Raw genomic sequence first — 10020 nt, 5'->3', positions numbered from 1 at the left:
CTGAACGCCTTCCAGATCGCCTTCGAGGGCCGGCTCACCCCGGCCAACAACTGAACCCCAACAATCAAGATCAGCCGTTAACTGGACACACCCTACTAGGGTTCTGGGTCCGCGGCGAGCGTGCGTGTGGGTCATTGACTGTCGGGATGGTTGTCGATCCAGGCGAGGCTGCCTCGGTCGAGGTGGTGGCGGGCGCGGGTTACTGCGACGTAGGCCAGGCGTGCCTCGGCTTCGTCGACGGGTCCGGGTACGGGGTTGCCTTTCTCGTCGCGGGTGTCGGTGTCTTTGGGCGGGGTGAAGTCGTTGGCGATTCTTACGGACGTCCATTCGCGGCCTTTGGCTTTGTGGGCGGTAGAGACGGTTACCTGGGCGTGGGTTTCGTCGGTCAGTTGATCGATGGCGGCCATGATGGTCTCGGTGCCGTGGCGGTCGACGAGGTCGACGAGTGGTTGGAGTTCGGCTCCGGACGGGTCGTGGGAGGCGTAGTCCTGTACGGCACCCCAGTGGGGGAACAGGACGAGTTCGGGGTGCGTGGTGCGGCGGTTCTCTTTGAGGTCTCGTGCGGCCAGTGCCAGGGAGCGCAGGGCGGTGCCGCCGCCGACGAGGGCTGTGCGGTGGCCGGCGTGGAGGAGGTGAAGTACTTCGCTCATGGCGCCGACATTGGTGCGGCACAGTACGGCGGCGGGCGAGGTGCACGTTCCCAGGCCGGTGGGGATGGTGTCGGTGCCGGTCAGGCGAATGGGGGCGCTGGCGAGGGCCAGCCAGCGGTTGGCTTCTTCAGCGAGGGCGGGGCCGAAGCGGAAGGAGCGGGAGAGGGTCAAGTGGGTTGCGTCGAAGGTGGTCATGACGTCTTTGGCGCCGCGCCAGTGGTAGATGGCCTGGGCGGAGTCGCCGACCATGACCAGTTGAGCGTGGTCGCGCTGGTTGAGGAAGACCTGTTCGACGACGGGGTTGGTGTCCTGGGCTTCGTCGAGCAGGAGGTAGTCGACGGGGATGCGTGGGTGGGTCAGGGCCCAGAGTTTGAGGTAGTGGTCATGGTCGAAGCGGGCGATGCCGTGGTCGGGCCGTTGCAGGTCGTTCCACGCCTTTTGGGCGAACGGGAGCACGTGATGGGCCAGTTCGGCGTGGAGGGTGGGGGCTTCGAGCCCGCGGAGTAGAGGCACGTGCTGGGTGGTGAGGGTGGGGTGCGCGGAGTGACAGAAGCGGGTGACCGTGCTCATGACGCTGTGGGACAGGACGCGAGGTGTGATCTCGTGCGGGCCGACCCGGATGATGCGGGTGATGCCGAGATCTTCGCCGGTTTTCCAGGCGGGGCGTCGGGGGGCGTTCAGGCGGTCGCGGTAGCGGTGGCCGAGGGCTGAGTAGGCCAGGGAGTGAGAGGTCGCACAGGTGACGGTGGCGGGGAAGCGGCGCTTGGCGTCGGTGGCGATGGCGCGGTTGTAGGCGAGGTAGCGCCCATGGCGAGGGGTGCCTTGGGCGAGCAGGGCCAGCGTGGTGGTCTTTCCCGTTCCAGCGCCTGCCTGGATGGCTAGGTGGTCGCCAGCTTGGAAGGCCCGTGCGGCGGCGGCTTGTTCATCGGTCGGTGTGGGCACCGTCGGTCTCCGGGAAGGTGGGGGCTGCGTCGTCAGGATCAGGGATTGTGCGGGATCCGGCCGGGTGGCTGGATTGGATCTGGTCGGGCAGTCGGGCGTGGATGTGCTCGCGGTGGATGAGTGGGTTGAAGGGTTCCCAGTCGGTGGTGGCTGCTTCGTCGGTGGCGCGGGTGTGTCGGGGGCAGCGCTGGGTGCGCCACCGCAGTTGTTCGGCATATGGCAGGGCTGACAGGTCGTATACGGCCATGTGCAGGCTGGCGGGCAGGGCAAGCTGGCCGCTCGTGGCAGCGGCAGGAAGCAGTCGCCAGGTCCCTGGAGGCCAGGAAAGGTCGGGCAAGGCTTGGGGGCAGCGGGTCCGGCGGATGGCGGTCAGGGCCACGCAGCGGATGTCCTCGATCGGGCGTGCGGCAAGGTAGCGGATGCCGAGGATCTGCACGACCGGCCGGGTCGGGTGGCAACTGCGGGGTGCGGTGACTGAGTCGCGACGGGGAATGAAGGTCCCAGTGTCGATCAGGCGCCGGGTGTGGCGGGCCAGGGCGCGCCGCAGTTCCCACAGGGTTGGCACGGGTGGTTCGGGGGTGCGGAACGGGCACAGGGCAGAGTGGAGAAGGCGGCACCAGTCGGTGCCGTCGCCCGAGGGGTAGGCGATACCGGAGTTGACGTGCCAGCGGTTGGTCTCGGGGACTGCGGCCGCAGGCAGTTCTTGGGGGTGCAGCAGTACGGGGCGTCGGTCAGCGCGGGCGTACCACTGGACGGGGTTGCCGCAGTCGGGGCAGTGGTGGGTCTGGCCGCGGCGCGGCGGATGCCTGTCTGAGCGGGGCGCATTGTGCGGCGGGCGGTGGGGGGAGTCGCCTGAGTCGCGGTCCCAGCGACAGAGGTGCGGGCGGGTGGAGAGCATGCTGATGAAGATCGCAGCAGACACGCCGCACCGACGCGACCGTGTCCGCGCCCATCACCCGACTGGCCGCATTGCTCGATTAGGTGTTCCCATGCGTTCGACCAGACTTTCGCCTACGGTGGCCGACCTACGGCGACACGGGTCCTGCCTCTGACGCCTGCGGGTCGCCGTCAGGTGGAGGGAGTGCCGGGTGCCTCGTGGTCGGCGCAGAGGGTGCCCAGGAGTTGGTCGAATGAGGTGTCCATGGCGTGGGCGAGGGCGTGCCATGTCTTGAGGGTGCCGATGGTGCGGCCCTGCTCGATCTCGATGAGCGTGCGGCGGGACAGGCCGGTGCGGTCGGCGAGTTGGTCGTAGGTCCAGCCGCGCTCCGCCCGCAGCCGCGAGAGCTCCAGGCGGAGCGCATCGAAGTCCGGATCGGGCTGGTAGATCGTCACTCGTCCATCCGACGGTGCAGACCCCTGCACTGTCAGTGCAGACCTCTGCCCTAATTGTGGCCATACGAGGGATCCACAAAAGGGCAGAGGTCTGCACTATGGTGTCCGGCACGCCGGAGCAACCCGCCCGGTTGCCGCCCTCGGCGCAGCGCCCGAGCCGACAGCAGACGTAGGGAGCACCATGGGGCCTGGCAGGCTCACCGCCTTCCCGCCACGCGTTTGGATGGTCACCACCGGCACCGCTCGTGCTCAGCCGGTAGCGGTCTGCCGCACGTGTGGCCCGCTTGATCGTGTCGTGTCGGCTTCCACGGCACTCCGCGAGGTGGCACTGCATCACCTGGCTCGGCACGCGCGGAGCGACGTCACTCCCACGCACCTGCGGTCATGCCAATGCGGCAAGCGAGGCTGCGTATGGCACCGAAGGCGTCGAGACTGTTCGGGGCCCGTCGTGCTTGCCCTCACTCACGACGCCAACTCCCCCATCTGGCAACTGGCGGACACCTGCCACGGCTGCTGTGCCGCCATCCCTGGCACCGCCGCGGTGCCGCAGTGGTCACCGACCCGTCCTTCCGCCGACGTCCCGGATGCACCTTCCAAGGCGCAGCAGGTGCTCGAGTTCGACAAAGGCGAAGAACAGACGCAGGTCTGGGACGACGCAGCAGCCTGCTGGTGAATCGGGACTCATTGTTGTCGTCGGGGGCCAGCGCGGACAGAGGCGCCTCACTGCGGAGCAGAAGCCGACAACACCGTCCACCGCGGGGCCCGCACCCGCGTCGAGCACGTCTTCGCCCGGATGATCAACTGGAAGATCTTGCGAGACTGCCGCGTACGCGGGGCAGGGAAGCATCAGGCTGTGCTCACCGTTGGGCAGCTTCACAACCTCGCGCTCTCCGGATAGCGGCACACCACCGCCGTGAACCAGGCAGGGCGTCCACGACCAGCGGGCGGCAGGTGACCGCTGGCGTTCGGAACGAAACGCCGCCCAAAAGCGTGAATCCTCCCAGCTCACAGCGCCGTGGACGATCACCCGACCCCAGCCGAACCGAAGCGGCGGTGCCAGCGAGAGATGCAAGGTGGATGATCAAAAACAGAGATAGTTACAATTGATCTCTGATCATCGCAGAGATAGTTACATCTGAGAGTTACTATCTCTGCGAAGTCATGTCACTATTACTGCATGGACCGAGGTGAGCAGCTGGGACTCTTGGGGGGAGTCGCCTCAGATCAGTGGGGCCTGGTCACGACCGCCCAGGCCAAGGCTGCAGGCCTGAATAGTGTGCAACTCAGGAGGCTGGCAGAGGCTGGCTTGATAGAGGTTGTCGGACGCGGCGTGTACCTCCTGGCCGCAGCCGGCCAGCCGCAGCACCTGGAGATCAAGGTGGCGTGGCTGCGTTTGCAGCCATCGGTGCCAGCGTGGGCACGCGAGCGAGGGGGTCCGGACTCCGGAGTGATTTCGCACGCCTCCGCCTGCCAGGTACACGGGCTGGGCGACGTCCCGGCACCGACGGTCGAGATCAGCGTCCCTAGGCGGCGAACCACGACGGACCGGTTCGTCCACCTCAGGATCGCTCCCCTCGATCCCTCGGACATCGTGATCATTGACGGTCTGCCGGTCACCTCGGTAACCCGAACGATCGTCGACCTGTTGCAGGCCAAAACAGACGGTGGCCACGTCGGCGCCGTCATTGCCGACGCGGACCATCGCGGCTCGATCTCCCTCGACGAACTCGCCGGACGCGTGCAGCCTTACGCCCGCGGCTACGGCCTGCCCGCCGACACCGACGGTCGCACCCTCCTTGAGCACCTGGTGCAGCAAGCTGGCGGCGTTCTGCGCGCCCAGGAGATCGAGCGTGCCGCACAGCAAGGTTTCGACCGCGCCGTGCAACTACTCAGCCCCCACCTGGCCACAACGAAGGGTCAGGAGAATCCGAGTCCGGCAAACGCAGCAGTCCTCGAAGCAATCCGGGCCATGCCAGCATCTGCCCTCCAGCTTCAGCTCAGCGCTCTCTCGGAAGCCCTTCGCTCGCATGGTGCCTGGCTGCATTCGCCGGCCGCCGAAGCCTTGCATGCAGCGCTGGCCTCCCCGCTGACAGGCAGCACAGCAGCAGTGGCGGCAGCGTTGCACAATCCGTTGGGGTCGCTGGGCACGCAATGGGCAGAAGCGGTTGCCGCAGCGCTGGGGACTGAACCCTGGCGCGCGCTCCAAGGCCCGGCCGCGCAGCCCCACCCGGCCATCACCGCCGCGCTGAAGGGCATGCGCAGCACACCACTACCGCCGTTGCCCCTTGAGGAGACCCCCGACACAGAGCCGTCGGGAGACGATCACGATGCTGCTGGCACCCCCCGCCCAGTCACCTAGAGTCGGCGCCGGGCTTGAAGAAGGGGACCATGAGCGACAAGACCTATACAACTCCCGCGGCGTTGAGAGCCGCACTGCGCCAGGCCGCGCAGACCATGTCCAAGCAGCACGGCATGCCAGTCGCTCAACTTCAGGACATCTGGTACTTCAACCGCCTCGCGGCACGGGTCTTCATCGCCGAGCCAGACGACTGGCTCATCAAGGGCGGCCAAGCGCTCCTTGTCCGCTACGCCGGCGCAGCCCGCCTCAGCCGCGACATCGACCTGCAAAGCGCCTCCCCAGACCGCACCGCCGAACAGGCCCGGCAGGCGCTGCTCACAGCGGCCGCCATGGATCTTGGCGACTTCCTAAGTTTCACCCCCACGCGGTTTGACGCTCACAGTGACGGCGATCGCGGAGGGGCACAGCACTTCGACGTCGCACTCGGACCCACACAAGCCGCCCACATCAAAGTTGATCTCGTCGTCGGGCGCAATCTGATGGGGATCCCCGAGGTCCGCGAGCTGACCCCGCCGGTGGCCGTCGAATGGCCCTCCGACTGGCCTATGGTGCGTCTGTACCCGGTGCTCGACCACATCGCCGACAAAATCTGTGCAATGTATGAACGACACGGAGAAAATGGAAAGTTCGCCTCAAATCGGTATCGCGATCTCGCTGACCTGCTGCTCCTCACCCAGCAGGAGACCGTCCAGGCCGCCGCAGCACGTGACGCCATACGCCGGGAAGCCAACCGGCGGACCGCAACGGGCATCCCCGTCCAACTCCCCCCGCGGTTCGAGGCTCCGGCTCCTGACTGGCCGACCGGATATCCCCAGCAAGCCACCCTGGTCCTCGGGCTCAATGGCTGCCGAACCTATGAGGAGGCGGCCAGAGCGGCTGGAGCCTTCCTCGATCCCCTACTCGACGGCTCGGCCACCGGGTGCTGGCAGCCCGACCGAGCCACCTGGGAGTAGATCGACGGCGCCTGGTTCCTCGCCAGCCGCACTGTCTTCCTCCCCTCCGGCGGCGGAACGGAACGGCTCCCCGCCGTGGATGCATCACCGGCCTGACGACACCGCTTTACGGCCCGGCGACCGTCAGGTCGCCGGGCGCTGTTGAACGGTGAAGGTCAGCCAAAGCCGGCGCGAAGGACGTGGTCGGTCTCGGGGACCAGGTTGCTGATGGTGATGCTGTCGATCCAGCAGTGCGAGATTTCGCTGGCTCAGCAGACACTGTCTGGCTGGTCCACGGTGGTCGAGAAGACGAAGGTGCGGGAGCTGTCGCTGTGGCTGCGGGTGACCAACTCGTCGACCTGCGCGAGCGTGAAGGTGCCGGTCATGGGGTTCGCCGCAGCGGGACGACGTCGGTGCGGTGGCGCATCGTCCGGCGGGCGGCCTCGGGCGGGGGTAGCCAGCGGGGCGACGATTGTGACGGGCTGCTGACAGTGGGGGCAGTTCCGGGTTGCTGTCGGCTCCACCAGGCCACGGACGGCCGCGGGCTGCAGGGAGGTGGTGCGGACCGGTGGCGGCGGAGGGAACTCGATCCGGGCCAGGAGCGCGGGTGGACCTTGTACGTAGGTACTCGAACCACCCTGAGGTAGCCGCCGACCTGGTGGCCAGCCTCAAAGCCCTGCACGCGGAGCGGGGGCGGGTCGAGGTTGGTCGCGTCAACATCACGTCAACCGGTCGAGCACCAAGCCGGGGCCGCGTCGTGGACAAGCTGAGCGACGAGCAGGTCTCAGCTCTTATTGGTGAGTTCCACGCGGGCACCATTCGGAAGGAGCTTGCCGCAAAGTACGGGATCAGCCTGAGTAGCGTGACGCGGCTGTTGCGGAAGCATGGGGCACGGCTGAGCGATCAATCTACCTAGCCTGCGAGATGACGAAGCCCGGCTATGCGTTCTCGCCTGGCCGGGTTTCGTTGTTCTTAGCACTGACGCCAGCGATCGAGGCTAGGTACTCCATCAGGAGGAACGACCCGGATTTGATGCCCTCGTAGTCCACTTCTTGTCCGTCGAACTGAGGGTTAATGTCAGCCTCGATCGAACCCCAGAAGACTCCGAGGCGACGAACACACTCCACGGCGGCAGCAAGGAGATCAGTCCGAACCTCAAAATCGGGGTCAACCAACAACTTGGGCAGCTCATGAGCTATCTCGTGCCGGTGCTTCTGAATCTCCCCGAGCGAGGTGACTTGTTCCTCGGTAAGTGCTTCCATACTCACGAGCCACGCGCACGAGGCCAGATATCTATTTTTGGGATTCAGCGCAAGAACAGACTCTGCGTACCGAGCTTCGTCGTAGAGGTGCTTACCCCCATCAAAACCACGCCAGAAAAAATCGTGCACACTGTCGATGATCTGCGGCTTGATTAACTCGTAGGCAGACAGAAAGCATCCAGCCCGTATTAGCGTTGCCGCTACCGCCTCGGGCGCAAGCTTGGCACTGAGCCGGTCGAAATCTTCGTCCTCGCTCACGTGTTGATCCGCCTCTCAATCTTGTCGAGCATCCGCATGAGCAGACTCGCAGTCATAACCGCCTCTGAAGCCTCAGTTACGTCGTCGAAGGACACTTCACGGTGACCGGAAGGGTTTCGAAGCACCGCGTACGCTCCACGGAAGAGCGCCATAGTTCCTTCAACCTCACCACCCGGGGTCGTGGAATCGGCCAGTGGGCCACCAGGCTTGAAAGCCCGCGTCATGAGGTCTACGCCGATTGCGTCATGAGGGAAGCCACCCAAAGTCCGCACCCTCACCTCTACAGCCTTCATCGCTACGAAGATGGCGTTCTCGTACTCTCCTAGCAGGAACTGTCGTCGCGCCTTCACCTCAATGAGGGGGTGCAGATTCTCCTGTAGGCGGTTAATACTCCGTACCGCAGGGATGTCTTGGGTGAGTGCCTGATGTCCACGTCGGGTTACGAAGATTCCGTTTCCACTAGTCTCGCCAGGCTTGGTCGCAAGCATGCCATGAGCACGCAGCCAGTCAACCGCTTCGGCTACCGCATTAACCGCTTGGCCATGACTTCGATAGGTCACGTCTTGAGTGTAGTGAAGACAATAGTTGTACGAGTTCCACGCGTTGGTCTTAACTATGTCTTGCAGCACAATCAGCGCAAGTTCATCGACGGGGAGTTCTACAGCATCTTGCGGCGCGAGAGCGATCATAGCTCTCTTATACTCCCGCGGGCGTCAGCGCGTCAAAGAATTTTTCGAAGATCACCCGCAAGTGGATCATATTCGTGCTTTTGAAGTCACTCGCGGGCTCGCGATAAAGGTTCCTTCGTGAGGGGGTGGTTGGCAGGAAGCCAAGCGCACCCCACCCTCACCCAGGCCGCGTGTAAGCGTGTCGTTGGACGACATCACTACGGGGCCTTGTCGTACCTACGACATGCGCTATCGCGCATTCCCCTTAAAGAGCGAGCCCCCGGCGCGGTGGCCGGGGGCTCATGCACTACCTACTTACCCCGTGCAACCTTTGCCCAGTCGACGTAGAGCCTCACCAACTTCAACACGTCCGCCCGAGCATCAGCCCGGAGGAACGGGAAAACAAGAAATAGGTAGAGAACGCCAACACCCACCACCGCGAGCGGCACGTGAGCCAAAAACGTAGACAGACCGTTGCCGGTGAAGCCCTGTAGTGCATGTACCAGATTCTGAAACCATTCCAACTGAGTTACTTCCTTTCGATGAACGAACCATTACAAGCTCCCTTTCGGCTGTCGCCGTACCTGGGATATGAGTGCAGGCTGTTCTGAAAGTTGTAAGTAGCTGGAAGACTGCGGCCTCTGGTGCGCCGCCCTCGGGGTGAACTTACCACCACGCAACGGACGTTGACGTACAACCGGGAGACTTGCTCATAGGTGATCGGCGACGTCCAAGCTGCGGGGGTCAGCCCGTCAACGAGCCGTACACCACGTGCACGCTGTCGTCAGACTGGACAAGCACACCTACGTCGAGCTTCCCCTTGAGCCAAGACGTCACGAAGGCCAGCCCGCACCCGATGTTGTAGGGAGTGGGCTCACTGTTCAGCGCCCAGCGCACGTAGGTGGGCGGCTTCTGGTCGAGGATCAGCATGGTTGGGTACCCAGCGGCCTGGGCTCGCGCTAGCTGGTTCTGGAGCTTCTTCTCAACGGCCGGGGAGAAGCGGAACCCTTCTTCGATCTTTGGATCGTGGTAGCTCAGGAGGACACGCCGACCATCTGCAAGTGCCGAGGTTGCCCCCTGCCAACTGATGGTCACCTCGGAGTCGTGCCACTCCCCTGACGGACGCATGGCAGCCATGAACACTCGGTCATAGATGTTGTCCTCGTACTCGCCCATGAGGGACCGCCACTCGCCACGCGTGTGCCTGTCGGAGCGCACATAGGGCTTACAACCAACCATCACGGCCCGCGACAGTTGAGCAGCGAGTGCCTCCAGTCTCGGGAGGAGGTTCTGCTCCAGGGCCTTCATGGCCGCCGGTATGTTCCCGTCGAACTTCTTGGAAGCCAACGCGATGTCTGCTGCCCAGGTGCGGGACGCACCACCTTCGGTGACCTCTATGAGTGCATCCACCGTGAGTACTTGTTTCTCTAGATCAGGACGACCAACGACCGTCAGCGTTCGTCCCTCGTCGCTCAGCGCGTCGCAGACCAGCTTGAGCACGACGTTCTCGCGCCCCAGAGCCCAGGGACTTTGCGTGTTGCGCTTCTGTCCGGTTGAGCACGTGAGTCCTGGTTGATCACGTCCATCCGAGTGTGGCCAGAGGGCGGCCTGGGCGGC

The 10020-nt window shown here is 64.6% G+C and carries 10 protein-coding genes and 2 pseudogenes; 5 read left to right on the top strand and 7 right to left on the bottom strand.

The genetic code is table 11. From position 1 onward, the window contains the following. Positions 1 to 131 precede the first annotated feature (131 nt). The 4 genes and pseudogenes from AB0M29_RS44430 to AB0M29_RS44415 all read right to left on the bottom strand — a co-directional run bounded on the left by AB0M29_RS44430 (position 132) and on the right by AB0M29_RS44415 (position 2924). Positions 132 to 1592, bottom strand: a complete 1461-nt coding sequence (locus tag AB0M29_RS44430) for a UvrD-helicase domain-containing protein (protein WP_365393418.1) — start codon at positions 1590 to 1592, stop codon at positions 132 to 134. Further along, positions 1573 to 2028: a hypothetical protein gene (locus AB0M29_RS44425; protein ID WP_365393420.1), complete on the bottom strand. Its 456-nt coding sequence runs from the start codon at positions 2026 to 2028 to the stop codon at positions 1573 to 1575. Before AB0M29_RS44425 ends, AB0M29_RS44430 begins: the two co-directional genes overlap by 20 nt. 81 nt (positions 2029 to 2109) lie before the next feature. After that, a pseudogene (locus tag AB0M29_RS44420) lies at positions 2110 to 2490 on the bottom strand (DUF6083 domain-containing protein); the annotation flags it as partial. 170 nt (positions 2491 to 2660) lie between these two features. After that, the gene (locus AB0M29_RS44415) at positions 2661 to 2924 is read right to left on the bottom strand and encodes a helix-turn-helix transcriptional regulator (RefSeq protein WP_365393415.1); all 264 of its coding nucleotides are present in this window, start codon (positions 2922 to 2924) and stop codon (positions 2661 to 2663) included. 448 nt (positions 2925 to 3372) lie between these two features. On the opposite strand from AB0M29_RS44415, the gene AB0M29_RS44410 reads away from it, so the two are divergent. The 5 genes and pseudogenes from AB0M29_RS44410 (at position 3373) to AB0M29_RS44390 (ending at position 7131) form a co-directional block, all read left to right on the top strand. After that, the gene (locus AB0M29_RS44410) at positions 3373 to 3597 is read left to right on the top strand and encodes a hypothetical protein (RefSeq protein WP_365393412.1); all 225 of its coding nucleotides are present in this window, start codon (positions 3373 to 3375) and stop codon (positions 3595 to 3597) included. 78 nt (positions 3598 to 3675) lie between these two features. Further along, positions 3676 to 3822, top strand: a pseudogene (locus AB0M29_RS44405) (IS5/IS1182 family transposase); the annotation flags it as partial. Between the two features lie 279 nt (positions 3823 to 4101). Continuing rightward, positions 4102 to 5283, top strand: a complete 1182-nt coding sequence (locus AB0M29_RS44400) for a type IV toxin-antitoxin system AbiEi family antitoxin domain-containing protein (protein WP_365393409.1) — start codon at positions 4102 to 4104, stop codon at positions 5281 to 5283. 29 nt (positions 5284 to 5312) lie between these two features. Further along, positions 5313 to 6236: a nucleotidyl transferase AbiEii/AbiGii toxin family protein gene (locus AB0M29_RS44395; RefSeq protein ID WP_365393406.1), complete on the top strand. Its 924-nt coding sequence runs from the start codon at positions 5313 to 5315 to the stop codon at positions 6234 to 6236. A 586-nt stretch (positions 6237 to 6822) separates the two neighbouring features. After that, positions 6823 to 7131, top strand: a complete 309-nt coding sequence (locus tag AB0M29_RS44390; RefSeq protein ID WP_365393403.1) for a hypothetical protein — start codon at positions 6823 to 6825, stop codon at positions 7129 to 7131. A gap of 22 nt (positions 7132 to 7153) precedes the next feature. Here AB0M29_RS44390 and AB0M29_RS44385 read toward each other — a convergent pair whose 3' ends face one another. From AB0M29_RS44385 to AB0M29_RS44375, 3 genes are all read right to left on the bottom strand, one after another. Further along, on the bottom strand, positions 7154 to 7735 hold the full coding sequence (locus AB0M29_RS44385) for a hypothetical protein (RefSeq protein WP_365393400.1): 582 nt from the start codon (positions 7733 to 7735) through the stop codon (positions 7154 to 7156). Further along, entirely contained in the window at positions 7732 to 8424 is a 693-nt protein-coding gene (locus AB0M29_RS44380; protein WP_365393397.1) for a TIGR02391 family protein, read from the bottom strand. The genes AB0M29_RS44385 and AB0M29_RS44380 overlap by 4 nt, the downstream gene beginning before the upstream one ends. 723 nt (positions 8425 to 9147) lie before the next feature. Next, positions 9148 to 10020 (bottom strand): hypothetical protein (locus tag AB0M29_RS44375; protein ID WP_365393394.1); only part of this gene is annotated, 873 nt, incomplete at its 5' end.

This window comes from Streptomyces sp. NPDC051976, assembly GCF_040680795.1.
Classification (GTDB): domain Bacteria; phylum Actinomycetota; class Actinomycetes; order Streptomycetales; family Streptomycetaceae; genus Actinacidiphila.
This window is presented reverse-complemented; position numbering and strand designations above follow the sequence as displayed.